Source organism: Stenotrophomonas sp. SAU14A_NAIMI4_5 (assembly GCF_003086795.1).
GTDB lineage: Bacteria > Pseudomonadota > Gammaproteobacteria > Xanthomonadales > Xanthomonadaceae > Stenotrophomonas.
This window is the reverse complement of record NZ_CP026003.1, coordinates 2,882,019-2,907,541: the sequence shown is the minus strand read 5'-3', so window position 1 is coordinate 2,907,541 and position 25,523 is coordinate 2,882,019. Positions and strand designations below refer to the sequence as shown.

The 25,523-nt window shown below is 67.2% G+C and carries 19 protein-coding genes; 13 read left to right on the top strand and 6 right to left on the bottom strand.

Features of this window, described 5'->3' with window-relative positions; genetic code table 11:
* Positions 1 to 18: 18 nt before the first annotated feature.
* Both ccmB and ccmA read right to left on the bottom strand, forming a co-directional pair.
* Positions 19 to 714: a heme exporter protein CcmB gene (ccmB, locus tag C1925_RS13565; RefSeq protein WP_108769350.1), complete on the bottom strand. Its 696-nt coding sequence runs from the start codon at positions 712 to 714 to the stop codon at positions 19 to 21.
* On the bottom strand, positions 711 to 1,373 hold the full coding sequence (ccmA, locus tag C1925_RS13560) for a heme ABC exporter ATP-binding protein CcmA (protein WP_108769349.1): 663 nt from the start codon (positions 1,371 to 1,373) through the stop codon (positions 711 to 713). The genes ccmB and ccmA overlap by 4 nt, the downstream gene beginning before the upstream one ends.
* A gap of 186 nt (positions 1,374 to 1,559) precedes the next feature.
* On the opposite strand from ccmA, the gene C1925_RS13555 reads away from it, so the two are divergent.
* From C1925_RS13555 to C1925_RS13545, 3 genes are all read left to right on the top strand, one after another.
* Complete coding sequence (locus C1925_RS13555) at positions 1,560 to 2,708, top strand: pyridoxal phosphate-dependent aminotransferase (RefSeq protein WP_108769348.1); 1,149 nt, start codon at positions 1,560 to 1,562, stop codon at positions 2,706 to 2,708.
* A gap of 13 nt (positions 2,709 to 2,721) precedes the next feature.
* Positions 2,722 to 3,528: an amidohydrolase gene (locus C1925_RS13550; protein WP_108769347.1), complete on the top strand. Its 807-nt coding sequence runs from the start codon at positions 2,722 to 2,724 to the stop codon at positions 3,526 to 3,528.
* A gap of 118 nt (positions 3,529 to 3,646) precedes the next feature.
* Entirely contained in the window at positions 3,647 to 4,081 is a 435-nt protein-coding gene (locus C1925_RS13545; RefSeq protein WP_108770715.1) for a hypothetical protein, read from the top strand.
* A gap of 105 nt (positions 4,082 to 4,186) precedes the next feature.
* Here C1925_RS13545 and C1925_RS13540 read toward each other — a convergent pair whose 3' ends face one another.
* From C1925_RS13540 to C1925_RS13530, 3 genes are read right to left on the bottom strand one after another with little or no spacing between them, the layout of a single operon-like run.
* Entirely contained in the window at positions 4,187 to 5,836 is a 1,650-nt protein-coding gene (locus C1925_RS13540) for a pseudouridine synthase (RefSeq protein WP_108769346.1), read from the bottom strand.
* A complete protein-coding gene (gene scpB / locus C1925_RS13535; RefSeq protein WP_108769345.1) occupies positions 5,829 to 6,692 on the bottom strand; it encodes an SMC-Scp complex subunit ScpB in 864 nt (287 codons plus the stop codon). The genes C1925_RS13540 and scpB overlap by 8 nt, the downstream gene beginning before the upstream one ends.
* A gap of 13 nt (positions 6,693 to 6,705) precedes the next feature.
* Complete coding sequence (locus C1925_RS13530; protein WP_108769344.1) at positions 6,706 to 7,611, bottom strand: ScpA family protein; 906 nt, start codon at positions 7,609 to 7,611, stop codon at positions 6,706 to 6,708.
* Positions 7,612 to 7,983: 372 nt separating this feature from the next.
* Here C1925_RS13530 and C1925_RS13525 point away from each other — a divergent pair, with 372 nt between their 5' ends.
* The 10 genes from C1925_RS13525 (at position 7,984) to C1925_RS13480 (ending at position 21,835) form a co-directional block, all read left to right on the top strand.
* Positions 7,984 to 8,283 carry a YciI family protein gene (locus C1925_RS13525; protein ID WP_108770714.1) on the top strand — a complete coding sequence of 100 codons (300 nt, stop codon included), beginning with the start codon at positions 7,984 to 7,986 and terminating at the stop codon, positions 8,281 to 8,283.
* Positions 8,280 to 8,555, top strand: a complete 276-nt coding sequence (locus C1925_RS13520; protein WP_108769343.1) for a BolA family protein — start codon at positions 8,280 to 8,282, stop codon at positions 8,553 to 8,555. Before C1925_RS13525 ends, C1925_RS13520 begins: the two co-directional genes overlap by 4 nt.
* A 148-nt stretch (positions 8,556 to 8,703) precedes the next feature.
* Entirely contained in the window at positions 8,704 to 9,741 is a 1,038-nt protein-coding gene (locus tag C1925_RS13515; protein WP_079222482.1) for a LacI family DNA-binding transcriptional regulator, read from the top strand.
* 74 nt (positions 9,742 to 9,815) lie between these two features.
* Positions 9,816 to 12,875, top strand: a complete 3,060-nt coding sequence (locus tag C1925_RS13510) for a TonB-dependent receptor (protein WP_108769342.1) — start codon at positions 9,816 to 9,818, stop codon at positions 12,873 to 12,875.
* Positions 12,876 to 13,123: 248 nt separating this feature from the next.
* Positions 13,124 to 14,728, top strand: a complete 1,605-nt coding sequence (locus C1925_RS13505) for a glucoamylase family protein (protein WP_108769341.1) — start codon at positions 13,124 to 13,126, stop codon at positions 14,726 to 14,728.
* A gap of 4 nt (positions 14,729 to 14,732) precedes the next feature.
* Positions 14,733 to 16,073 carry a sugar ABC transporter substrate-binding protein gene (locus C1925_RS13500; RefSeq protein WP_108769340.1) on the top strand — a complete coding sequence of 447 codons (1,341 nt, stop codon included), beginning with the start codon at positions 14,733 to 14,735 and terminating at the stop codon, positions 16,071 to 16,073.
* On the top strand, positions 16,070 to 16,951 hold the full coding sequence (locus C1925_RS13495) for a sugar ABC transporter permease (protein WP_108769339.1): 882 nt from the start codon (positions 16,070 to 16,072) through the stop codon (positions 16,949 to 16,951). The genes C1925_RS13500 and C1925_RS13495 overlap by 4 nt, the downstream gene beginning before the upstream one ends.
* Positions 16,948 to 17,784 carry a carbohydrate ABC transporter permease gene (locus C1925_RS13490; protein ID WP_079222477.1) on the top strand — a complete coding sequence of 279 codons (837 nt, stop codon included), beginning with the start codon at positions 16,948 to 16,950 and terminating at the stop codon, positions 17,782 to 17,784. The genes C1925_RS13495 and C1925_RS13490 overlap by 4 nt, the downstream gene beginning before the upstream one ends.
* Positions 17,781 to 20,948: a discoidin domain-containing protein gene (locus C1925_RS13485; RefSeq protein WP_108769338.1), complete on the top strand. Its 3,168-nt coding sequence runs from the start codon at positions 17,781 to 17,783 to the stop codon at positions 20,946 to 20,948. The genes C1925_RS13490 and C1925_RS13485 overlap by 4 nt, the downstream gene beginning before the upstream one ends.
* Positions 20,949 to 20,950: 2 nt before the next feature.
* Positions 20,951 to 21,835, top strand: coding sequence for an endonuclease/exonuclease/phosphatase family protein (locus tag C1925_RS13480; RefSeq protein WP_108769337.1), 885 nt, complete (start codon positions 20,951 to 20,953; stop codon positions 21,833 to 21,835).
* Positions 21,836 to 22,001: 166 nt separating this feature from the next.
* On the opposite strand, the gene C1925_RS13475 is transcribed toward C1925_RS13480, so the two are convergent.
* Positions 22,002 to 25,268: an Rne/Rng family ribonuclease gene (locus tag C1925_RS13475; protein ID WP_108769336.1), complete on the bottom strand. Its 3,267-nt coding sequence runs from the start codon at positions 25,266 to 25,268 to the stop codon at positions 22,002 to 22,004.
* Between the last annotated feature and the right edge of the window lie 255 nt (positions 25,269 to 25,523).

Here is a 25,523-nt window from a genome sequence, read left to right as displayed (position 1 = left end):
GATTGGCTCTCTGCCCGTTCAACTCAGGGAAATACGGATGGCCGCAGCCGTCGCCAGCGGTGCCAGCAGCAGGGCGACCACCAGTCCTGCGCCCAGCATCAGCAGCGCACCGACCGGATCCTGCCCGCGGCTGGCCGCCGCCAGACTGCCCGCACCGAACACCAGCACCGGTACGTACAGCGGCAACGACAGCAACGCCACGAGAATACCAGAGCGCCGGATGCCCACGGTCAGCGCGGCGACCACGCCACCGATCAGGCTCAGCACCGGTGTTCCCAGCAGCAACGATGCCAGCAACATCGGCAGTTGGTCATGTGGCAGATGCAGCATTTCCGCCAGCAGCGGGCTGACCACGATCAGCGGCAGCGCGGTGGTAGCCCAGTGCAGCAGCACGCGCACCAGCACCAGCCAGGCCAGTGGCACCGGGGCCAGCAGCCATTGTTCCAGCGATCCATCCTCGGCATCGGAACGGAACAGCGAATCCAGCGCCAGCTGCCCGGCCAGCAGCACCGCCAGCCACAGCACGGCGCCAGCGGTGGCCGCCAGCGGCTGCGGATCGCGGCCCTGCGCCAGCGCGAACAGCACCACCACCAGCAGGGCGAACAGCACCGGCTGCAGTGCATCGCCACGGCGGCGCCAGAGCAGACGCAGATCGCGCGAGAACAGGGCGCGGGCGGTCTGCCACAGGCCCGGTTCGGTACCGGGGGCGATCATGCGGCACCTCCCTGCACCGTTGCGGCCGCTTGCCCGGGCGCGCGCAGCTCGAGCAGGCGCGTGCGCACCGGCGGTGCGGCATAGGCGCCGTGGGTGGTGACCAGGGCGGCACCGCCGCCGCGCAGATGCGCCGAAATCATCCGGTTGACCAGGTTGATGCCATCCAGATCGAGGTTGGCGTAGGGTTCGTCGAGCAGCCACAGCGGTGCCGGCGACAGCCAGATGCGGGCCAGCGCCAGGCGCCTTTTCTGCCCGGCCGACAGGTGCCGCACCAGGGTGTCCTCATAACCGGCCAGGCCGACGATGGCCAGCGCGCTGCCGGGCATCTGCTTGGCCCGGCGGCCGTGCAGGCCGCAGAGGAAGTGCAGGTTCTCCAGCGTGTCCAGGTCCGGCTTCAGCGCCGGCAGGTGGCTGAGGTAGGCGACATAGCGGGCGCGTTCGGTGTTGCTGGCCTGCTTGCCGTCGATGCGCACCTGGCCGGCGCCGGGGCGGGCCAGGCCGGCCAGCACGCGCAGCAGGGTGGTCTTGCCGGCACCATTGCCGCCCTGCACCAGCAGGGCCTCGCCGGCATCCACGTGGAAGTCCAGCGGGCCGAACACGGGTTCGTCATTGCGGGAGAAGCTCAGGCCGCTGGCGGCCAGCAATGCTGGGGTGTTCAAGGGGCAAGGGTCTTCGTGCCGGAGTGCGGCGGCAATTGTAGCGATGAATGCCCGCGGTAGTGCCGGTCGCTGGCCGGCAATTCCCCCGGCGGCGGTTGCCTGGCCGAGGTTGCCGGCCAGCGGCCGGCACTACCGACGCAGGGATTGCGTAAACTCAGGGGTCTGTCTCCCCATCCCCCCAGGCCGATGCAACCCACCACCAAGCTGCCCAAGGTCGGTACCACGATCTTCACCGTGATGTCCCAGCTCGCCGCCGAACACGGCGCGGTCAACCTGGGTCAGGGTTTCCCGGATTTCTCCGCGCCGCAGCGCCTGATCGACGAAGCCACCAAGGCCATGGCCGCCGGCCTCAACCAGTACCCGCCGATGACCGGCGTGGCCCCGCTGCGCCAGGCCATCGCGCAGAAGTCGCTGGACCTGTACGGCGCGACGATCGACCCGGACACCGAGATCACCGTCACCAGCGGCGCCACCGAGGCAATCTTCAACGCCATCCACGCCGTGGTGCGTGCCGGCGAGGAAGTGATCGTGCTGGACCCGGCCTACGACTGCTACGAGCCGGCCATCGAGCTGGCCGGCGCCGTCGCCGTGCACGTGCCGCTGGACCCGCAGACCTTCGCCGTGGACTGGGACCGCGTGCGTGCGGCGATCACCCCGCGCACCCGCATGCTGATGGTCAACACCCCGCACAACCCGTCCGGTGCGATGCTGGACGAGGCCGACATGCACGCGCTGGCCGACCTGCTGCGTGGCACGCAGATCTACCTGATTTCCGATGAGGTGTACGAGCACATCATCTACGATGGCCGCCGCCACGAATCGGCGCTGCGCTACCCGGAACTGCGCGAGCGCACTTTCGTCATCTCCAGCTTCGGCAAGACCTACCACTGCACCGGCTGGAAGATCGGCTACGCGGTGGCGCCGCCGCTGCTGACGGCTGAATTCCGCAAGGTGCACCAGTACAACACCTTCACCAGCTTCGGCCCGGCGCAGTATGGTTTCGCCGCGATGATCCGCGACGAACCCGAGCACCACCTGGAGCTGGGCGCGTTCTATCAGGCCAAGCGCGACCGCTTCCGCGAGCAGCTGGCCGGCACCCGCCTGAAGCCGCTGCCGGTGCCGGGTGGTTACTTCCAGCTGGTCGACTACTCGGCCATCAGCGATCTGCCGGACCACGAGTTCGTGAAGTGGCTGACCATCGAGAAGGGCGTCACCGCCATCCCGCTGTCGCCGTTCTACGAGACCGCGCCGGTCGGCCAGCGTCTGGTGCGCCTGTGCTTCGCCAAGAACGAAGCGACCCTGGACGCGGCGATCGAACGCCTGCGCCTGCTCTGAGGACGTGACGACCATGCAGGACCTGCGCATTTCCCTCGTCCAGGGCGACACCCGCTGGCATGACCCGGCGGGCAACCGTGAGTACTACGGCGCGCTGCTGGCGCCGCTGGCCGGCAGCACCGACCTGGTGATCCTGCCGGAGACGTTCACCAGTGGCTTCTCCAACGAGGCCATCGCCCAGGCCGAAGGCATGGACGGCCCGACCGTGGCCTGGGTGCGCGAACAGGCGAAGGCGCTGGACGCGGCGGTGATCGGCAGCGTGCAGCTGCGCGATGGCGAAGGCGTCTACAACCGCCTGCTGTTCGCCACCCCGGACGGCGCGCTGCAGTACTACGACAAGCGCCACCTGTTCCGTTACGGCGGCGAGCACGAGCGTTACGCCGCTGGCCGCGATCGCCTGAGCGTGGAATGGAAGGGCTGGCGGATCAATCCGCAGGTCTGCTACGACCTGCGTTTCCCGGTGTTCTGCCGCAACCGCTACAACGTGGAGCGGGCAGGGCAGATGGATTTCGACCTGCAGATCTTCGTGGCCAACTGGCCGTCGGCGCGTGCCTACGCGTGGAAGACCCTGCTGCGCGCACGGGCAATCGAGAACCTGTGTTTCGTTGCGGCGGTCAACCGCATCGGCGTGGACGGCAACCAGCTGCACTACGCCGGCGACAGCGCGGTGATCGACTTCCTCGGCCAGCCGCAGGTGGAGATCCGCGAACGCGAGCAGGTGGTCACCACCACCATCTCGGCCGAGGCCCTGGCCGCGCACCGCGCGCGCTTCCCGGCGATGCTCGATGCCGATGCGTTCCACCTGGACGAACGGGCCTGAGACTGGCCCGGGTGTGGCGGCTGAACGCTTGCCACACCGGCTCGCGCGCCTGCATCCACCGTGCACGCGCGCGCTGCTAGATTCGCGGCCAGTCCGACCTGAAGTGGAAGTCCTGCCGATGAACAAGCCCTTTGTCCTGCTGCTGGCGCTGGCCGCAGCCTCCCTGGCCCCGGCCGCGCATGCCGGTGGCAACCTCGACTGCCAGCTGCGCTACAACCTGTCCGGCTGGTCGCTGATCTACAAGACCGCCTCGGGCAACGGCACCCTCCAGTGCAGCAACGGCGCGACCATGCCGGTGCGCATCCAGCTCAAGGGCGGCGGCCTGACCGTGGGCAAGTCGAAGATCACCAACGGCCGCGGCAGCTTCACCGGCGCGGTGGGCATCAACGAACTGCTGGGCACCTATGCCTCGGTGGGCGCGCACGCCGGCGCGGTGAAATCCAGCAACGCGCAGGTGATGACCAAGGGCGATGTCTCGCTGGCCCTGTCCGGCACCGGCAAGGGCTGGGACCTGGGCGTGGACGGCACCGCCTTCACCATCAGCCGCCGCTGATCCCGGTCCATCCACGCATGGCGTGGATGGACCGGGGATTCGTTCCACCCGATAAAGAAAAACCCCGGCCGGAGCCGGGGTTTTTCATTTCAGACGTATCGGCGATCAGCCGCCGCGCGGGCCGCTGCGACGCGGGCCACCCGGGCCGCGGTTGCCACCCGGGCCGCCGGGACCACGGTTGCCACCGGGACCACCCGGGCCACGGTTGCCGCCCGGACCGCGATTGCCGCCCGGACGTGCATTGGCGTTGCCGCCCGGACGACCGTTGCCGGCCGGACGCGCGCTGCCGTACGGGTTGAAGCCCGGATTGGCGTGGTCGGACGGGAAGCTCGGGGCGTTGCCCGGATGGCCGTACGGGTGCTTGTTGCCCTGGCCCTGCGAGCGGTTGCCCGCACCGGCCGGACGACCCTGGCCGCCACCGGCGCCACCACGGCCTTCGCCGCCGAAGCCGCCGCGACCCTGGCCGCCACCTGCACCGGCGCCCGGACCCTTCGGCTTGCCGTACGGACGGCCCTGGCCGCCCGCGCCTGCGCCCGGACCACGGGCACCCGGGCCACGTGCGCCCGGACCGGCGTTGCGGTGGCCGCTCGGGCCGGTGCTGACGCCATCCGGCACGTACCAGGTACGGAATGCGGCCGGGTTGCCTTCAGGCAGCGAACGGTCATTCTTCGGCGCGCGCTGCTTGAACGGCTTCTGCGACTGCTTGGCTGCAGCCTCACCGCTGACGGTCAGGCCGCCCTTGAAGCCGCCACCCTTGCCGCCGCGACCACGGCCGCGGTCTTCGCGCACGTTGTCGAAGCGACGCAGTTCGCGACCTTCATCGGCGGTGCTGTGGCCGTTGACGTAGGCATTGCCACGACCGCCTTCGCGCACGCGCACGGTGGTCTTGGCGGCGCGACGCTGGCCGATCACCGGCTGCAGGGTCAGTGCCGACGGTGCGCCTTCTTCCAGCTTCAGCTGCGCGCGCAGGGCTTCGACCTGGGCGGTGGGCAGTTCGACCGAATGGCCACGCACCAGTTCGCGCGGCAGGCTGACCTTGCCGTAGCGGGTGCGCTTCAGGCGGCTGACCTGGCAGCCCTGCGATTCCCACAGGCGGCGCACTTCGCGGTTGCGGCCTTCCTTCACCACGACGCGGAACCAGTCGTGCGAATCGGTGCCGCCGATGCGTTCGATCTCGTCGAACTTGGCCGGGCCGTCTTCCAGGGCCACGCCACGGGCGAGGCGGTCGACGATGGCGTCGGAGACCTTCTCTTCGCCTTCCGGGGCGCGCACGCGCACCACGTACTCGCGCTCGACCTCGAACGACGGGTGCATCATGGCGTTGGCCAGTTCACCGTCGGTGGTGGCCAGCAGCAGGCCGGTGGTGTTGATGTCCAGGCGGCCGATGGCGATCCAGCGCGCGCCCTTCAGCGGCGGCAGGGATTCGAACACGGTCGGGCGGCCTTCGGGATCTTCGCGGGTGGTCACTTCGCCTTCCGGCTTGTTGTAGACCAGCACGCGCGACGGCTCGGCCAGGGCGGTGGCGACGAAGCCACGGCCATCCAGCTCGATCTTGTCGCCGCTCTTGACCGACATGCCGGTCTGCGCGACTTCGCCGTTGACCTTGACCAGGCCTTCGGCGATGCGCTGTTCCAGCGCACGGCGCGAGCCGAGGCCGGCCTGGGCCAGCACCTTGTGCAGGCGCTCTTCCAGCTTGAACTGTTCGGAGGTGGCTTCGCGCTTCAGCGAGAGCTTGTTACGGGGGGTGTCACTCATCAGTTTTGCTCCGGCCGACGGTTTCGAGGTCGGCCTCTGGTTCGGAATCGGCTTGGTCAACAGCCACGGTCGTCGTCGCGACGGCGTTGTCTTCGCGTTCGTTCAGGGGCACCGCGCGCTCGCCCGGCGCGGAATCGGGGTGCCCATCATCGAGGGGCGAAGGTGCTTGCTCATCGGTGGCCGGCGCGGCAGCTGCCGCGTCGACGGAATTCTCGGTGTTGCCATCGCCGCCCTGCAGGCTGGCGTCATCGTTGGCGCTGATGTCCGGGCCGGCGGCACCGGCAACGGCGGGACCATCACGGTCCAGCGCCAGCTGCGGTTCCAGCTCGCCCAGGTCTTTCAGTTCCGACAACGGCGGCAGTTCGTCCAGGCGCTTCAGGCCGAAATAGTCCAGGAAGCCCTTGGTGGTACCGAACAGCGCCGGCTTGCCGGGCACGTCGCGGTGGCCGACCACGCGGATCCATTCGCGCTCTTCCAGCGCCTGGATGATGTTGCTGCTGACCGCCACGCCGCGCACCTGCTCGATCTCGCCGCGGGTGATCGGCTGCCGGTAGGCAATCAGCGCCAGGGTTTCCAGGGTGGCGCGGGTGTAACGGGTCTTGCGCTCGGTCCACAGCCGGCTGATCCAGCCGTGCACTTCGCCGGTCACCTGGTAGCGGAAGCCAGAGGCGACCTCGACCAGTTCCACGCCACGCCCTTCGCAGCCTTCGCGCAGGCGCTCCAGCGCACGTTCGATGCTGCCCGGCGGTGCCGGTTCCTCTTCCGGGAACAGGTCTTTCAGCTGGGCCAGGGTGAGCGGCTGGCTGGAGGCCAGCAGGGCACCTTCGACAATGCGGTTGATCAGCGTCTGGTCCATCGGCAGTCAGCGCTCACTCGTTCTCATTGGCGGCGTCGTTGTCGTCGAACTCGCTGCTGAACTGCAGCGGGGCGTTGGTGTTGCCGGCGGCCAGGGACTTCACGTAGATCGGCGCCAGCGGCTCTTCCTGGACCAGGTCCAGCAGCTGTTCCTTGGCCAGTTCCAGCACTGCCAGGAACGTGACCAGCACGCCCAGCTTGCCTTCTTCGGCGGTGAACAGCCCTTCAAAGCGGTAGAACCTGCCGTCTTCCAGACGACCCAGCACTTCACCCATGCGCTGGCGCACGCTCAGGGCCTCGCGCTTGATCGCGTGGCCGCTGAACAGCTCGGCGCGCTTGAGCACGTCGTGCAGGGCCAGCAGCATTTCCTTCAGGTCCACCGGCGGCGGCAGCTTCACCGTCGCCCGCTCGGGCATGAAGGCGTGCGCCACCGTGGTGTCGCGGTCCTGGCGGGGCAGGGCGTCGATATCCTCGGCAGCCTGCTTGAAACGTTCGTACTCCTGCAGCCGGCGCACCAGCTCGGCGCGCGGGTCGGCCTCGTCGCCATCTTCACTGACCGGGCGCGGCAGCAGCATGCGCGACTTCACCTCGGCCAGGATGGCGGCCATCACCAGGTACTCGGCGGCCAGCTCGAAACGCAGCTCGCGCATCACGGTGATGTATTCCACGTACTGCCGGGTGATTTCGGCCACGGGAATGTCCAGCACGTCCAGGTTCTGCCGGCGGATCAGGTACAGCAGCAGGTCCAGCGGACCTTCAAAGGCATCCAGGATGACTTCCAGCGCATCCGGCGGGATGTACAGGTCCTGCGGGATCTGCAGGACCGGTTGCCCATGCACCACGGCCAGCGGCATTTCCTGCTGCTGGGGGGCGGGCGGCCGGGTTGGCGGGTTCGCGTCGAGCGCGAGTTCGGAAGTCATCTAATGGACAATAGGATTGCAACGGACCAGTCGCGGTGCCGGTTCTGCCGGGCCTTCGCCACGGCGCCGCAGGCACCAGACACGCCGGGATCGGCGCGATTCCACACATATCAAACAGCAGGACGCGCCGCAGGAAAACGGCGGCGACGGAACTACGGGGAGGTCGTCTACGTGGCCCGGCCGGTTGGCCCGGTTCGAAGCAGCGGTACGGTCGTCGGGGGCTGCGTTGGCCGCAAAAACCGACGGGCTGCTGCATCACGCCACGTGCAATGGTGTCTAGGGTACGGCTTTGCCTGGCCAGTGTCCAGCCGGGCCGGTATCGGCGGCCCATTGGCTAGAATCGACGCACCGCAACATGAACGAGGAATGCCCGTGTTCTATGTGATTGAAGGTTACGACGGCCAGGATGTGCTGGCGCAGCGGCTGCAGGCCCGGCCCGAGCACCTGGCTCGGCTGCACGCGCTGCGCGACGAGGGACGCCTGCTGCTGGCCGGGCCGTGCCCGGCGATCGACAGCGAGGATCCGGGTCCGGCCGGCTTCAGTGGCTCGGTGGTGATTGCCGCGTTCGAGTCTCTCGCGCAGGCCCGCGAGTGGGCCGATGCCGACCCGTATGTGGCCGCGGGCGTCTACACCCGCGTCGAGGTCCGGCCCTTCCGCAAGGTGCTGCCATGAGCGCGCAGCGCATCGATCTAATGCGTGTTGCATTGCAGCAGGCACTGGCGCCGAGCACGCTGGAGATCGAAGACGACAGTCATCGCCATGCCGGCCATGCCGGCGCACGCGACGGACGCGGTCATTTCAACGTGCTGGTGGTCAGTGAACAGTTCGCCGGCATGGCCCCGTTGGCGCGCCATCGCGCCGTGTATGCCGCGCTGGGTGGGCTGATGGAGACCGATATCCATGCGCTGTCCATCCGCGCATACACCCTGTCCGAGCAGGGCTGATGGCCTGTCCCGCAAAGTCCTGCCAGGTCCAGGAAGAGACCTGTCCACGTCAGATTTCTGTGTCCATCTGGGGACATTCGTCTAACGGAGTGTTTACAAGCGCAGATGGAAACGCTTACATTCCGCGCCAAGCTGGTAGGTCCAAGCCGTGGAGGGCGGCTTCGTGAACAAGGCAGCCATAACAATCAAAGACGTCGCACGAGAAGCCCGGGTCTCCGTGGCCACGGTTTCCCGCGCGCTGAACGGGCATGAGAATGTCGCCGAACCGGTCCGCCAGCTTGTGCTGGAGGTCGCCGCGAGGCTGCGTTACACCCCGCACGCCGCCGCACGCAGCCTGAGCAGCCGCCGTACCAATACGGTGGGCGTGGTGCTGCCTGACCTGTACGGCGAATTCTTCTCCGAGCTGATGCGCGGCATCGACAACGTTGCCCGCAACCGTCGCCAGCACCTGCTGGTGTCCAGCTACCACGGCGACCAGGTACAGCAGGGCGCCGCCCTGCGTGCCATGCGCGGCCGCGTCGATGGCCTGCTGGTGCTCTCGCCCTATGCCGAGAGCCCCGGCTTCCTCACCGACAACCTGCCGCAGTCGCTGCCCACGGTCCTGATCAACACCTATCTGCCGGGGCAGGATCACCCGGTCCTGAGCATCGACGATCACGCCGGTGCGATGGCCATGACCCGCCACCTGCTCGATGCCGGCCACCGCCGCATCGCGTTCATTTCTGGCCCGGACCTCAACTTCGACGCGCGCGAGCGCCTGCGTGGCTTCCGCGACGCGCTGGCGGCTTTTGGCAACGGCGCCGAAGGCATCGAGTTGCCCGGTGATTTCGACGAAGCTTCCGGCCATCGCGCCGGTCAGGAGATGCTGGCAGCCGGCGCGCTGCCCGATGCCGTGTTCGCCGCCAACGACATGATGGCCCTGGGTTGCCTGTATGCCTTCGCGCAGGCAGGCATCCACGTGCCCACCGATGTCGCCCTGGCGGGTTTCGATGACATTCCACTGGCGCGGTTTGTACACCCATCGTTGACCACCATGCAGGTCAGTATCGCCGAGTTGGGCGATAGGGCGATGACGCGTCTGATGCAGTTGATGGACGGCAACACCCCCGAAGGGGCAGGTGACAAGCAGACGCTTGTTCCCCGCCTCATCGTTCGCGATTCCACCACTCCGCCATCGGGCCATTGAAGCCAGAGGCGTTCCTTCTTTTGATTGATCGCAGGTACCGCATCCGCGGATACCGCCACCCGGAGATTGAGTTGATGATGCATTCCACGATCCGCATGCCGGCCCGCCGGCTGCTGAGCACCGCACTGGTCAGCTGCCTGATGCTGGCTGCCGCCCCGAACGTCATGGCGCAGTCGGCCAACGCCAGCCTGCGCGGCCAGGTGGCCGGCGCCCAGGCCGGTTCGGAAGTCACCGCGACCAACGTTGCCACCGGCACCGTCCGTCGCGGCACCGTGCGCGCCGATGGCACCTATTCGCTGATGGGCCTGGATCCGGGCACCTATGACGTGGCCGCCAACGGCCAGACCCAGAAGGTCACCGTCACCGTCGCCTCGACCTCCACGCTGAACTTCAGCGAGGCCGCCGCCGGCGGTACGTCGGGTGGCAGCGCCGCGACCAACCTGGACACCGTCAACGTCGTTGCGCCGACCCTGCTGCAGGAAGTGCGCACCTCCGAAGTCGGCAAGACCGTCAGCCTGCAGCAGATCCAGACCACCCCGCAGGTGTCGCGCAACTTCCTGGAGTTCGCCGACGCGGTGCCGGGCCTGATCTTCACCCGTGATGCCAAGGGCAACACCTCGCTGCGCGGCGGTGCCACCAATGCCGACGGCACCAACGTCTACATCGACGGCGTGGGCCAGAAGAGCTACGTCAAGGGCGGCGGCGTGGCCGGCCAGTCCGGCAGCGCCGGCAACCCGTTCCCGCAGCTGGCGATCGGCGAATACAAGGTCATCAGCGGCAACTACAAGGCCGAGTACGGCCAGGTGTCGAGCGCCGCAGTGACCGCTGCGACCAAGTCCGGTACCAATGAATTCAAGGGTGAGGCGTTCTACCGCTACACCGACGAAGACATGCGCGCCAAGACCCCGGCCGAGCGCCAGGGTGGCAAGGACAAGATGGTCTCGGCCGAGAAGGAATACGGCTTCGCCCTGGGCGGCCCGATCATCCAGGACAAGGCGCACTTCTTCGTGACCTACGAAGCCAAGCGCTTCGACCTGCCGGTCACCATCGCGCCGGACGGCGCCGTCACCGGTGCCGCCAGCCTGCTGCCGGCCGAAGGCGCCGCAGGCCTCGGCCCGGCCAGCCAGCCGTTCCAGCAGGACCTGATCTTCGGTAAGGTCGACTTCGAGCCGACCGACAACGACCGCATCGAGCTGACCTTCCAGGACCGCGACGAAACCCAGTCGCAGTTCAGTGGCCAGACCTCGCCGGAAGCCGGCCGTGAAGTGGTCAACACCGACCGTCGTTACGCACTGCGCTGGAACCACAGCGGCGAGCGTTTCTACAACGAAATGATGGTCACCCACGAAGATTCGTTCAACAACCCGACCCCGCTGACCCTGGCCAACGGCATCACCTACACCGCACCGGACGGCACTGAAGACCGCACCGTGGTGAAGATCGGTGGCGCCTCGGCACTGGATTCGCAGGTGAAGGGCCAGAAGGGCTGGTCGATCGAAGACAACCTGACCCTGGACGGCATCCAGTGGGCCGGCGACCACACCATCAAGATGGGCGTGAAGTACAAGGCCATCGACCTGTACGCCTCCGATGCGGCGCAGATCAACCCGACCTTTACCTACAGCCTGGGCGATCCGGACTTCCCGGACTCCATTCCGTACAAGGCGCAGTTCGTCAAGCCGGTGACCGGCGTGGACGGCGTGTCGGGTGAAGTGCGCTCGAAGTCCAAGCAGTACGGCGTGTTCATCCAGGACGACTGGCAGGTCAACGACCACCTGCAGGTCAACCTCGGCCTGCGCTGGGATTATGAAAAGACCCCGGCGTACCTGGACTTCGTGACCCCGCAGGCCGTGGTCGATGCGATCTACTCGCAGGATCCGCGCGCCCCCGCCGGCCAGACCTACGCCGATTCGCTGGCGCTGGGCGGCCTGGACATCAGCAACTACATCAGCAACGGTCACAACCGCAAGGCGTTCAAGGATGCCTGGCAGCCGCGCCTGGGCTTCTCGTATGACATCAACGCCGACGAGCAGCACGTGATCCACGGTGGTGCCGGCCGTTCGTACGACCGCGACCTGTTCGACAACCTGCAGCTGGAAACCACCAAGCTGGCCCTGCCGCAGCCGACCATCTACTTCCGCAACCCGGCTACCGGCACCTGCATCAACGGCCAGGCCGCCTGCTATGACTGGAACCCGAACCTGCTCAACGGCATCGGCAACCTGCAGGCCCTGGTCGGTTCGACCAGCAATGCCGGCCTGGAAGTCGACCTGCTCAACAACAACCTGAAGGCCCCGTACTCGGATCAGTTCAGCCTGGGCATGAGCAACCAGATCGGTGACTGGCTGACCGACGCCACCATCGCCCGCACCCTGAGCTACGACGGCTTCGCCTTCACCCTGGGCAACCGTTACCCGACCGGCCAGTTCTTCGATGACCCGCGCCTGTGCGGTGGCACCGAGCCGGGCCTGAGCCAGGCCTGGAGCTGCAACGTGCCGGGCTTCGGCAGCCTGATCATCGGCCAGCAGGGCATCAAGACCCGTGCAACCCAGGTCCTGCTGTCGGCGCAGAAGCCGTTCACCAAGGAAAGCGGCTGGGGCACCTCGATCGCCTACACCTGGACGACCGCGCGCCACAACCGCGACATCAATGAGAAGTACGCCTTCGACCGCGGCCTGATCGAGGATTACCCGACCATCCGTTCCAACGGTGCACCGCGCCACCGCCTGGTGGTGACCGGTTCGTACGCTGGCTTCTGGGGCATCACCTTCGGTGGCAAGATCACCCTGGCCACCCCGACCGCCGTCAACGACTGGTACCCGATCCCGCAGGCCAGTGGCTACAACCTGCCGACCCCGCAGGCTGCCGTGCCCAACGCCAACGGCAAGTTCCTGCTGGGCGGCAAGATCTTCGGCTACCGTTCGGTCGACCTGCAGGCGACGAAGACGTTCAAGATGCCGGGCGACACCGAGATGTACGCGCGTATCGACATCATCAACGTGTTCAACTTCGACAACTTCTCCACCTACAACTACATCAAGACCAACGGCAAGCTGCAGGCCAGCTACAACGAGACCGGCGACATCATCGGTACTCCGCGCCAGGTCAAGGCCGAAGTGGGCTTCCGCTTCTAAGCAGTGATGTACGGCAACACCCCGATGCCAGTGGCCTGCCGCTGGCATCGGGACCTGGCAATGGCCGGCCCCCGGGCCGGTCCATTGTCCAGCCCCCTGCACCGTTGCGATGACGGGGCAGGGGACTGGACAATGGCAGCAGTTCTCCGACCACGTTTCGTGGTTTTTTAAGAGTTCGGTTTGTAAACGATTTCAGGCCATTGGACGTTATGCTTTCCCATCGATCAGCTCTCCGGAGGAACCGCGCCATGCAGGCACGCCACCTGTTGACCGCCGCTGCGATGACCCTGGCCATCGCCGCCTGCAAACCGGCCCAGCAGGAGCCTGCCAAGCCCAAGCCGCCGGTGATCCTGCTGGAGGCCGACGCACCGCCGCGGCCGATGAAGCCGGAACTGCCGCCGCTGTTCGATGACATCGAGCGCCGCACGTTCCAGTTCTTCTGGGACACCACCAACGAACTCAACGGCCTCACCCCGGACCGCTACCCGTCGCGTCCGTTCGCCAGCATTGCCTCGGTCGGCTTCGCCCTGACCGCGTACCCGATCGGCATCGAGAACGGCTGGGTCAGCCGCAACCAGGCAATCGACCGCACCCTGACCACGCTGAAGTTCTTCCGCGACGTGCCGATGGGCCCGCAGCGCACCGGCAAGGCTGGCTACAAGGGCTTCTATTACCACTTCCTGGACATGCAGGAAGGCCGCCGCTACGACAGCTGGGTCGAGCTTTCCTCGGTGGATACCGCGCTGCTGATGATGGGCGTGCTGTTCGCCCAGTCGTACTACGACGGCGAGGACCCGCGCGAGAAGGAGATCCGGCAGATCGCCGACCAGCTGTACAAGCAGGTCGACTGGCCGTGGCTGCAGCAGCGTGCGCCGCTGATCTCGATGGGCTGGTTCCCCGAGAGCGGCTTCATCGACCACGACTGGATGGGCTACAACGAGGCGATGATGGTCTACATCCTCGCCCTGGGCTCGCCCAGCCACCCGGTCAGCCCGGATGCGTGGACGGTGTGGACGCGCACCTATGACAACGACTGGGGTGTCTACCAGGGCCAGGAATACCTGTCCTTCGGCCCGCTGTTCGGCCACCAGTACAGCCACGTCTGGATCGATTTCCGCGACATCCAGGATGCGTACATGCGCGAGCGTGGCAGCACCTACTTCCTCAACAGCCGCTCGGCCGCTCTGGCGCACCGCGAGTACGCCATCGCCAACCCGATGCAGTGGAAGGATTACGGCGAGAACGTGTGGGGCCTGACCGCCAGCGATGGCCCGCAGAACACCACCCAGGAGTACCGCGGCGAGCAGCGCCAGTTCCGCCACTACTCCTCGCGCGGCGCCGGCCTGCGCGAGAACTTCGATGACGGCACCATCGCCCCGACCGCGGCGATCTCCTCGATCGTGTTCGCGCCCGAGGAAGTGATCCCGGCCACGCTGGAGATGCACAAGCGCTACGGCGACTACATCTATTCCAGCTACGGCTTCCTGGATTCGTTCAACCCGAGCTTCAACTACGACATCCCGATCAAGACCGGCCGCATGGTGCCGGACCGCGGCTGGGTGGCCAGCGATTACATCGCCATCGACCAGGGCCCGATCCTGACGATGATCGCCAACTACCGCAACGACTTCGTCTGGGAAGTGATGAAGAAGAATCCGTACATCCGCAAGGGCCTGGAACGGGCCGGTTTCAGCGGTGGCTGGCTGGCCCCGGAAGGGTCGTTCCAGCCGCTGGTGCTGGAGAAGGATGAGAAGGCCGCGGCCGCACGCGCGGTCGGTATCGCAGAATCACGCGCGGCTGCCGCGCAGGAACAGAAGAACAATGCCAACCGCAACACGGGCCAGGGGAAGTAACAAGGTGCACGATTGGATTGACCGCCTGCGACGCTGGGCCCTGCCTGCGATGGCCGCACTGGCCATGGCCGGCTGCGCGCGCACCGAGCAGGGCACCACCACGGTCCGCTTCTGGGCCATGGGCCGCGAGGCCGAAGTGGTCAGCGAACTCATCCACGAATTCGAGGCCGAGAACCCCGGCATCAAGGTGGATGTGCAGAACATTCCCTGGACGGCCGCACACGAGAAACTGCTGACCGCGTTCGCCGCCGACGGCCTGCCCGATGTCTGCCAGCTCGGCAACACCTGGGTGCCCGAGTTCGCCGAGCTCAACGCGCTGACCCCGCTGCAGCCGTTCGTGCAGCATTCGTCCGTCGTCGATCCGCAGGATTACTTCCAGGGCATCTGGGATACCAACGTGATCCATGGCGAGCTGGTGGGCGTGCCGTGGTACGTCGATACCCGCCTGATCTACTACCGCAAGGACCTGCTGGCGCAGGCCGGCTTCGACCACCCGCCGCGTACCTGGGCGGAATGGGACGAGCAGATGGCCGCGATCAAGAAGATGCAGGGCCCGAACCGCTATGCGGTGCTGATGCCGATCAACGAGTTCGAGCAGCAGCTGTCGCTGGCCCTGCAGCAGCCCGATCCGCTGCTGCGCGACGACGACACCCGCGGCAACTTCTCCAGCCCCGGCTTCCGTCGCACCCTGGCCTTCTACGGCAACATGTTCGAGCAGGGCTGGGCGCCGAAGATGTCCGAGACGCAGATCTCCAACGTCTGGGATGAATTCTTCCGCGGCTTCAACGTGTTCTACATCTCCGGCCCCTGGAACATCCGCGAGTTCAAGAAGCTGCAGCCCAAGGAACTGGAAGGGAAGTGGGGCACCGCCGCCCTGCCGGGCCCGGACGGTCCGGGCGCCGGCATCGCTGGCGGCACCAGCCTGGTGATCTTCCGCAAGTCGCAGCAGAAGGAAGCGTCGTGGAAGCTGATCGAGTTCCTGTCGCGCCCGGAAATCCAGGCCCGTTTCCATTCCATCATCGGTGACCTGCCGCCGCGCCGCAGCACCTGGAACGCGCCGTCGCTGGCCGACGATCCGCTGGCCGCCGCGTTCCGTGACCAGCTGGAGCGGGTCAAGCCGACGCCAAAGGTGCTCGAATGGGAGCGCATCGTGCAGGAAATGCGCATCGTCACCGAAAAAGTGGTGCGTGGCGGCATGCCGCAGGACAAGGCCGTGGAAGAGCTGGACCAGCGCGTGGACAAGGTGCTGGCCAAGCGCCGCTGGATGCATGAACAACAACGCCTGCAGCGCAGCGAGGCCCCTTCGGGCTCGACCAGTGCAGTCGCGGCCGGGAGCCCGCAATGAAACGTTCGTCCCTCGCCGGCTGGATCTTCGCCGGCCCCTCGCTGCTCGTGCTGGGCGTGTTCTTCGGCCTGCCGGTCGCCTCGGCGCTCGCCCTGAGCGTGACCGACTTCGACCTGTACGCGCTGGCTGACGGTGCCAACCTGCGCTTCGTCGGGCTGGGCAACTACATCGACCTGCTGCAGACGCCGATGTTCTGGAAGTCGCTGTGGAACACCACGTATTTCGTGGTGATCGGCGTCCCGCTGTCGATCAGCGTGTCGCTGGGCGCGGCGATGCTGCTCAATGCGCCCGCCGCCCGCTTCAAGGCGCTGTTCCGCACCGCGCTGTTCGCCCCGGTGGTGACCACCCTGGTGGCGGTGGCGGTGATCTGGCGCTACCTGTTCCATACCAGCTATGGCCTGGTGAACTACGGCCTGGGCCACATCGGCATCAGCCCGATCGACTGGCTGGGCGACCCCAACTGGGCGATGCCCACCATCATGCTGTTCGCCGTGTGGAAGAACTTCGGCTACAACATGGTGATCTTCCTGGCTGGCCTGCAGGCCATCCCGCATGACCTGTACGAGGCCGCGCGCATCGACGGCGCCTCGCGCTGGAAGCAGTTCCTGCACATCACCCTGCCGATGCTCGGCCCGGTGCTGCTGGTGGTCGGCGTCATAACCGTGTCCGGCTACTTCCAGCTGTTCGCCGAACCGTACGTCATGACCCGCGGCGACCCACTGCAGAGCACCGTCAGCGTGCTGTATTTCATGTTCGAGGAAGGCTTCAAGTGGTGGAACCTGGGACGCGCCTCTGCCGTGGCGTTCCTGCTGTTCCTGATCATCCTGGCGGTGACCACCGTGATGCTGCGTTTCGGCCGCAAGAGGCAGTTGGTATGAGTCGTGAGATCGGCCAGTCGCGCTGGCACCCGTGGATGATCAACGGCGCGTTGCTGGTGCTGGCCCTGGTCAGCCTGGCACCGCTGTTGTGGATGCTCTCGGTGTCGTTCATGCCGCAGGGTGAGGCGACCCATTTCCCGCCTCCGCTGCTGCCCTCGCACGTCACCACCCACAACTACACCGAGCTGTTCGCACGCACCGGCATGGGCGGCAACTTCGCCAACAGCCTGCTGGTGTCGGTGGCGATCACCTTCGGTTCGCTGCTGCTCAACACCATGGCCGGCTATGCCTTCGCCAAGCTGAACTTCGTCGGCCGTGAACGCCTGTTCCAGGTGCTGATGGCTGCGCTGGTGATCCCGGCGCAGGTGGCGATGCTGCCGCTGTTCCTGCTGATGAAGCAGCTGGGCCTGGTCAACAGTTTCGGCGGCGTGATCGTGCCGGCGCTGGCCAGCGTGTTCGGCATCTTCCTGGTGCGCCAGTACGCCCGTTCCATCCCGGACGAACTGCTGGAAGCGGCCCGCATCGACGGGGCAGGGGAGCTGCGCATCTTCTTCCAGATCGTGCTGCCGATGCTCAAGCCGGTGCTGGTGACCCTGGCGATCTTTACGTTCATGGGCGCGTGGAACGATTTCATGTGGCCGCTTATCGTCTTGACCGACCAGGAGCACTACACTTTGCCGGTGGCGTTGGCCACCCTCTCGCGCGAGCACATCATGGACGTGGAAATGATGATGGCCGGCGCGGTGGTCACCGTGGTCCCGGTGCTGGCCCTGTTCCTGGTCCTGCAGCGGTACTACATCCAAGGTCTGTTGCTGGGGAGCGTCAAGGGATGAAGCGAGCGATCGCCGTTGGATTGGGCCTGTTGTGGACCTCCCTGGCGATCGCCGCACCACCGGCGCTGCCGGCGCCCAAGGTGCTGGATGACTTCGACGACATCAGCGCGTGGAAGCTGGTGCTGTCCGACCAGGTCAGCGGTTCGCTGCGGCCGGTCAGCGGCGCCGGCGGCGGCCGCGCGCTGTGCCTGGATTACGACTTCCACAAAGTCTCCGGCTATGTGGGCATCCGCCGTGCGCTGAACATCGAGTACCCGGCCAATTACCGGTTCGGGTTCCAGCTGCGCGGTGATTCCCCGCGCAACGACCTGCAGTTCAAGCTGATCGATGCCAGCGGCGACAACGTCTGGTGGGTCAACCGCCCCGGCTACAGCTTCAACAAGGCCTGGACGCCGGTGGAATACCGCCGCCGGCAGATCGACAAGGCCTGGGGCCCGTCGGCCGAAAAGGAGATGGCGCGCAGCGCCGCGGTCGAGTTCACCATCTACAGCAAGGTCGGTGGCCGCGGCACGGTGTGCTTCGACAAGCTGACCCTGCAGGGCCTGCCGCCGCAGGACGACTCGGCGCTGATGCCGTCGGTGATCGCCGATACGGCCACCGCGCTGCAGGACCGCATGATCGACGGCAAGAGCGATACGTTCTGGGTCAGCGGCGGGGTCAAGCAGCAGACCATCAGCCTGGACCTGCACAAGAGCCGCGAGATCGGCGGCGCGGTGATCGACTGGCTGCCCAACCTGGAGGCGACCCGTTACGTCGTGCGCACCTCCGAGGACGGCCGTGACTGGCGCACCGTGCGCGAGGTCACCGGTGGCGGTGGCGGTCGTGACTGGCTGGCGCTGCCCGATACCGATGCGCGTTACGTGCGCTTCGACCTGGAAGACGGACCGAACTGGCGCTACGGCATCCGCGATATCGCGCTGAAGCCGCTGGCGTTCGCGGCCACGCCCAATGCCTTCCTGTCCTCGGTCGCCGCCGACCTGCCGCGCGGTGCGCTGCCGCGCGCCTACGTCGGCGAGCAGCCGTACTGGACCCTGCTCGGTCTCGATGGCGGCCAGGAGCAGGCCCTCATCAGCGAGGATGGTGCGCTGGAGCCGGCCAAGGGCAGCTTCAGCATCGAACCGTTCATCCGCCTGGACGGCAAGCTGCTGGACTGGTCCAGCGTGGCCGCCACGCAGTCGCTGCAGGACCGTTACCTGCCCATCGCCACGGTCGACTGGGTGCATGAGAAGGCCGGCCTGTCGGTGACCAGCTTCGTGCAGGGCACGCCCGATCGCGCCCAGCTGATCGGCCGCTACCGCCTGAGCAACCCGGACAAGGTCGCCCACGAATACACCCTGGCGCTGGCGATCCGCCCCTGGCAGGTCAACCCGCCGACCCAGTTCCTCAACACCACCGGCGGCTTCAGCCGCATCGAAGCGCTGGACGTCGGCGACCAGCTGGTACGGGTGAACGGCGAGCCGCGCATCTACCCGCTGCAGGCTCCGGACGCACGCTTCGCCACCACGTTCGATGGCAAGCTCGATGCGATGCACCTGGCCTCGGGCAAGTTCCCGGCGACCACGGCGGTGAAGGATTCCACGGGCCTGGCGTCCGGCGCCCTGCTGTACACGATCAAGCTCGAACCGGGGCAGAGCCGCGAGGTGGCCGTGGTGCTGCCGCAGACCGGCGGCTGGAAGCCGCAGGCGCTGGACGTGGCCAAGGCGCAGCAGCAGGTCGCGGCGATGTGGCGCGACAAGCTGGGCGTGGTCAGCCTGCAGGTGCCGGCAGCGGGCCAGCCGCTGGTGGAGACCCTGCGGACCGCGGTGGCGCACATGCTGATCTCGCGTGTCGGCCCGCGCCTGCAGCCGGGCACCCGTTCGTATGCGCGCAGCTGGATCCGCGATGGCGCGATGATTTCCGAAGGCCTGCTGCGCATGGGCCGCAGCGATGCCGTGCGCGATTACGTGACATGGTATGCGCCGTTCCAGTTCGAGAACGGCAAGGTGCCGTGCTGCGTCGACTCGCGTGGCAGCGACCCGGTGCCGGAGAACGACAGCCACGGCGAGCTGATCTACAACATCGCCGAGTACTGGCGGTACACCGGCGACGGCACCTTCCTGGAGCTGATGTGGCCGCATGTGCAGGGCGCCTACAGCTACATGGAGCAGCTGCGCGCGAGCGAGCGCACCGAAGAGAACCGCGCGCGCAATCCGGCCTTCTACGGGATGATGCCGGCCTCGATCAGCCACGAAGGCTATTCGGCCAAGCCCATGCACTCGTACTGGGACAACTTCTGGGCGCTGCGCGGCTACAAGGATGCCGCGCAGGTGGCCGCCCAGCTGGGCAAGCTCGAAGCCATGCAGATCAGCGAGTCGCGCGACCAGTTCCGCGACGACCTGCAGGCCTCGCTGCTGTCCGCCATGCAGCAGCACAGGATCGACTACCTGCCGGGCTCGGCCGAGCTGGGTGATTTCGATGCCACCTCCACCACCATCGCACTGGCGCCGGGTGGCGAGCAGGGTCGGTTGCCGCAGGAGGCGCTTGAGGCGACCTTCGAGCGTTACTGGACCGAGTTCATCGCGCGCCGCGATGGCAAGCGCGAATGGAAGGATTACACGCCTTACGAGTGGCGCAACGTGGCGGCCTTCGTGCGCCTGGGCTGGCGCGACCGTGCCTGGCAGGCCACCCAGTTCTTCTTCAAGGACCGCGCGCCGCAGGCCTGGAACCAGTGGGCCGAAGTGGTCTCGCGCACGCCGCGCAAGCCGTTCTTCGTCGGTGACCTGCCGCATGCCTGGGTGGCGTCCGACTTCGTCCGCTCGGCGCTGGACATGTTCGCCTACAACCGCGACGCCGATGAGGCGCTGGTGCTGGCCGCCGGCATTCCCACCGCCTGGTTCCAGGGAGATGGCATCGCGGTACAGGGCCTGCGCACGCCGCAGGGCCAGCTGAACTACCGCCTGCAGCGCAGTGACAAGCAGCTGGTGCTGGACCTGCAGCCGGGCCTGGTGCCGCCGCCAGGTGGCGTCGTGCTGCCGTGGCCGTACAGCGGCGAACCGGGTGCGGCCACCATCAATGGCGAGCCGGCCGAATGGAGCAACCGCGAACTGTGCGTGCACCAGCTGCCGGCGCGGATCGAGATCGACGTGCCAAGCGCGGTGCGCCGCGCAGAACGCAAGGGGCAGTAAGCATGGCGTTGAAGCAGGGGAGGGCGCGCGTGGCACTGCGCGCCCTGGGGCTGGCAATCGCATTGGCGTTGCCGGGGTTGGTTATGGCGCAGCAGTCGAGTGAATCTGCCGTTGCGGAGGTATCGGCCGCGCCCGGCATGGGCATGGTGACCTTCAACCTGCACCATGACCGCGAGGACTGGCCGACCCGGCGGCGCACGATCGTCGCTGAGCTCAAGCGCCTGCAGCCCGATGCCATCGCCCTGCAGGAAGTGATCCAGCGCCGCAACGTGCGCAACCAGGCACAGTGGCTGGCCAGCCAGCTCGGCTACAGGTACGTCTTCGTTTCCACCGATCCGGTGGGTGCGCCCAAGCGCTACGGCAACGCGCTGCTGACCCGGCGCCCGATCCTGGCCCACGGCGAGCACCTGCTGCAGCCGCTGGATGACTACCGCACCGTGGCACACCTGCGCATCGACGTGGACGGGCAGCCGGTGAACGTCTATGCCACGCATCTGAACGAGCGCAGCGACGAGCGTGGCCAGGGCATCCGCCGCAGCCAAGTGGAAGACCTGCTGCGCTACATCACCGAAACCTCGGCCGGTGCGCCAGTGGTGATCGCCGGTGACTTCAACGCACTGGTGGATGCAGGCGACCTGAGCGAACTGCGCAGCCATTACGGCGACAGCTACGGCAGCGTGCACGTGAACACCGACCTGGCCGGTGTGAGCACCTTGAACCGGCACTACTACCAGGCGCCGTCGCGCATCGACCACATCTTCTTCCAGCAGGACCGGATGGTCGCGCGCGAAGCGAAGATTCTGTTCGACCAGCCCGACGACAGCGGTCGCTGGGCGTCGGACCATTACGGGGTCTGGACCCGCCTGCAGTTCGCCCCGGCACGCTGACCCCGCAGGGTTTCTCGTTCTGGCAGGTGCCAACCTTGGTTGGCACGGGAGTGTCCGCGTGCGTTGAATCAACGGCGCCAACCAAGGTTGGCATCTACCGGGGCACAAACAAAAACGGCGGGGATCATCGATCCCCGCCGTTTCGTTTTACGCGATCAAAGAACGATCAGTTCGCCGGCGGCGTGCGCTTGGCGGCTTCTTCGTCTTCGTCCGATGCCTGGGCATCCGCGGCCTGGCTGGCCGAATCGGCATGGCCATCGGCCACCGGCTCGATCGACGGCGTCACCACGGCTTCGGCCACCGGTGCGGCAACTTCGACCGGCGCGGCCGGCTGCTCGACGACCGGTGCGGTTTCGACCACCGGGGCGGCCTCGACGACCGGCTTCGCTTCCACCACCGGAGCGACCTCGGCCACGACCGGAGCGGCTTCAACCACCGGGGCGGCTTCAGCATTCACCGGCTTGGCTTCGACGACCGGAGCCACGTCCACCACCGGAGCGGCTTCGACGACCACCGGGGCCGGCGCGGCCACCACGGCGGCCGCTTCGACCACCGGCTTGGCGTCAGCCACCGGAGCGACCGGTGCTGCCGGCTGGGCCGGGGTTGCAGCGTCGATCTGGTCCAGCATGCTGGTCTGCACCGGCTGCGGGGCCGGCTCGGCCTTGATGACCGGTGCCGGAGCTGCGGCTTCCTGCGAAGGAGCGACTGCTTCGACCACGGCGCTGCTCACGGCAACCACCGGGGCGGCAGCGGCAACGGCGACCGGTGCACGGGCGGGCTTCTCAGCTTCCACGGCCACCGGCTCGACTTCGTCATCGAAATCGAATTCCGGCTGCGAGCGCGACGGCTGCGCGGCGGCGACCGGCGCGGCCTCGGCGGCAGTGTCGGCAGCCTGGTCAGCGCTGTCGTTGTCATCGGCTTCGTCACCGTCGTCCTGGTCATCGCCCAGGGCATCGGTACCGGCGGCATTCTCGGCGCCACCACGGCGGCGACGACGGCCACCGCGACGGCCACGACGGCGGCGGGTCGCGCCTTCGCCGGCCTGTTCGCCCGCGGCGTCGGTCGCGGCATCTTCGCCGGACACGGCAACCGCATCGGCGTCAGCACCTGCTGCAACCGTGGCGTCGGCCACCGGTGCGGCATCAGCCACCACCACATCGGCGACCGGTGCAGCCGGTGCCACCGGAGCGGCCGGTGCGGTGCCTTCCTGCGCGGTCACCGCGTTGGCAGCGACGACGGTCGCGGCCACGGCGGCAGCCGCGGTTGCGGTGTCGACCGGTGCTTCGGCGGCGGCGCGCTGCGGCTTCTCGGCCGGCTTCTCGCCGTCCTGCTGCGGACGCGGCTGCTTCGGCTGCTTCAGCTTCGGCTGCTGCTGCGGGTTCTGGCCCTGCTGCTCGTTGCGCGGCTGCTTCTGCTGCTGCGGCTGCTGCTGGCCGTCCTTCTGCTGGGCGTCCTTCTGCTTGCCCTGCTGCGGCTGCTGCTGGGCATTGCCGTTGTTGTTGCCGCCCTGGCGGCCGTCCTTGCGCTGCTCGCCGCGGTCCTTGCGGTTGCCGCCGTCCTTCTGCTGCTGCGCATTGCCGTTGCCGCCGTTGCCACGGCTGTCGTCGCGACGGTCCTTGCGGTCCTTGTTGCGATCCCTGTTGCGGTCCTTGCGGCCGCCATCCTGCTGCGGCTGGCGGGCAGCCGGGGCCGGAGCGGGGGCCGGAGCGGACTCGCCACCGAAGATGCGCTTCAGCCAGCCAACCACGCCGCCACTGGCGGCCGGTGCCGGGGCAGCGGCGACCGGTGCCGGGGCCGGAGCGGCCACCGGTTCGGCTTCGGCACGCACCGGGGCCGGTGCGGTGTGCTTGACCTGGGTCACGGCCGGCGGCGGGATGTTCAGCTGGCCCTTGGTCAGGGCGTGCACCGGCAGCTTGCGCGGGGTGCCACGCTGGTAGCTCGGCTTGTTGCTGTCTTCACCCAGCTCGTTCTCGCGCAGGCGGGTCACGTTGTAGTGCGGGGTGTGCAGCTGCTCGTCGGCGACGATCACGATCGGCGCTTCGTGGCGCTGCTCGATCTCGCGCAGGGCGCTGCGCTTCTCGTTCAGCAGGTAATTGGCGATCTCCACCGGGGCCTGGACCAGCACCTGCCCGGTGTTCTCCTTCATCGCATGCTCTTCGGCGACGCGGATGATCGACAGCGACAGCGACTCGACGCTGCGCATGCGGCCGTGGCCGTCACAACGCGGGCAGACGATCTGGCTGGATTCACCCAGGCTCGGGCGCAGGCGCTGGCGGCTCATTTCGAGCAGGCCGAAGCGCGAGATGCGGCCGACCTGGACGCGCGCGCGGTCGTACTTCAGCGCGTTGGCCAGGCGGTTCTCGACTTCACGCTGGTGCTTGTTGGAGGCCATGTCGATGAAGTCGATGACCACCAGGCCGCCCAGGTCGCGCAGGCGCAGCTGGCGGGCCACTTCCTCGGCCGCTTCCAGGTTGGTCTGGAAGGCGGTGTCCTCGATGTCGCTGCCCTTGGTGGCGCGCGAGGAGTTGACGTCGACGGCGGTCAACGCCTCGGTCTGGTCGACCACGATCGAGCCGCCCGACGGCAGGCGCACGTTGCGCTCGTAGGCGCCTTCGATCTGCGATTCGATCTGGAAGCGGTTGAACAGCGGGATGTCGTCCTTGTAATGCTTGAGCTTGCGCAGGGTCTGCGGCATCACCTGCTGCATGAACTCGCGGGCGTGCTCGTACATCTCCTCGGTGTCCACCAGGATCTCGCCGATGTCGGCGCGCAGGTAGTCACGCAGGGCGCGCACGATCAGGCGCGATTCCTGGTAGATCAGGAACGGGGCCGGCTTGCTCAGGGCAGCTTCGGCGATGGCGCGCCAGACGTTCAGCAGGTAATCCAGATCCCACTGCAGTTCTTCGGCATCGCGGCCGACGCCGGCGGTGCGGATGATCACGCCCATGTCGTCGGGGATGTTCAGCTTGTCCAGGGCGTCCTTCAGGGCGGCCCGGTCTTCGCCTTCGATGCGACGGGAGACACCGCCCGCGCTCGGCGAGTTCGGCATCAGCACCATGTAACGGCCGGCGAGGGAGATGAACGTGGTCAGGGCGGCGCCCTTGTTGCCACGCTCTTCCTTGTCCACCTGGACGACGATTTCCTGGCCTTCCTTCAGCAGCTCGCGGATGCCGGCCTTGTTGTGGTCGACGCCGGCCTGGAAGTAGTCGCGGGAAATTTCCTTCAGCGGCAGGAAGCCATGGCGGCCACCACCGTATTCGACAAAGGCCGCTTCCAGCGAGGGCTCGATGCGGAAGATCCGGCCCTTGTAGATGTTGGACTTCTTCTGTTCCTTCGCCGGCTGCTCGATATCGATGTCATACAACGACTGGCCATCGACGATGGCAACACGCAGCTCTTCGGCCTGCGTGGCGTTGATCAGCATTCGCTTCATTGTTGCGTTCCTCGCAAGCGGCTACCGCGCGGAACGCCATGGGGTTTCGCCTCTGGACACGGTTCACCGCCCATTCGCGCATGCGCGGGGAGGGCGGCTTGGGTTTCCAGCGCTACGACACCACGGCAGGCCGCGGGAGCGCTTCACTTTTCTGGTTTTGGGGTGTTGCAGGGCCGGAGGCAGCTGTCAGCCAGGCTGGAGCGCCACACGGGACATGTTCAGCACGGTTGCGTGTCAGGCATCCGGCGATGGCCG

Bases quoted from the DNA above. Each gene is read 5' to 3' on its own strand.
- C1925_RS13550 (WP_108769347.1), top strand. From the start codon at position 2,722: ATGCAGGACCTGCGCATTTCCCTCGTCCAGGGCGACACCCGCTGGCAT.
- C1925_RS13540 (WP_108769346.1), bottom strand. From the start codon at position 5,836: ATGAGTGACACCCCCCGTAACAAGCTCTCGCTGAAGCGCGAAGCCACC.
- C1925_RS13510 (WP_108769342.1), top strand. From the start codon at position 9,816: ATGATGCATTCCACGATCCGCATGCCGGCCCGCCGGCTGCTGAGCACC.
- C1925_RS13475 (WP_108769336.1), bottom strand. From the start codon at position 25,268: ATGAAGCGAATGCTGATCAACGCCACGCAGGCCGAAGAGCTGCGTGTT.
- C1925_RS13530 (WP_108769344.1), bottom strand. From the start codon at position 7,611: ATGACTTCCGAACTCGCGCTCGACGCGAACCCGCCAACCCGGCCGCCC.
- C1925_RS13490 (WP_079222477.1), top strand. From the start codon at position 16,948: ATGAGTCGTGAGATCGGCCAGTCGCGCTGGCACCCGTGGATGATCAAC.
- ccmB (WP_108769350.1), bottom strand. From the start codon at position 714: ATGATCGCCCCCGGTACCGAACCGGGCCTGTGGCAGACCGCCCGCGCC.
- scpB (WP_108769345.1), bottom strand. From the start codon at position 6,692: ATGGACCAGACGCTGATCAACCGCATTGTCGAAGGTGCCCTGCTGGCC.
- C1925_RS13495 (WP_108769339.1), top strand. From the start codon at position 16,070: ATGAAACGTTCGTCCCTCGCCGGCTGGATCTTCGCCGGCCCCTCGCTG.
- C1925_RS13520 (WP_108769343.1), top strand. From the start codon at position 8,280: ATGAGCGCGCAGCGCATCGATCTAATGCGTGTTGCATTGCAGCAGGCA.
- C1925_RS13505 (WP_108769341.1), top strand. From the start codon at position 13,124: ATGCAGGCACGCCACCTGTTGACCGCCGCTGCGATGACCCTGGCCATC.
- C1925_RS13480 (WP_108769337.1), top strand. From the start codon at position 20,951: ATGGCGTTGAAGCAGGGGAGGGCGCGCGTGGCACTGCGCGCCCTGGGG.
- C1925_RS13485 (WP_108769338.1), top strand. From the start codon at position 17,781: ATGAAGCGAGCGATCGCCGTTGGATTGGGCCTGTTGTGGACCTCCCTG.
- C1925_RS13555 (WP_108769348.1), top strand. From the start codon at position 1,560: ATGCAACCCACCACCAAGCTGCCCAAGGTCGGTACCACGATCTTCACC.
- C1925_RS13545 (WP_108770715.1), top strand. From the start codon at position 3,647: ATGAACAAGCCCTTTGTCCTGCTGCTGGCGCTGGCCGCAGCCTCCCTG.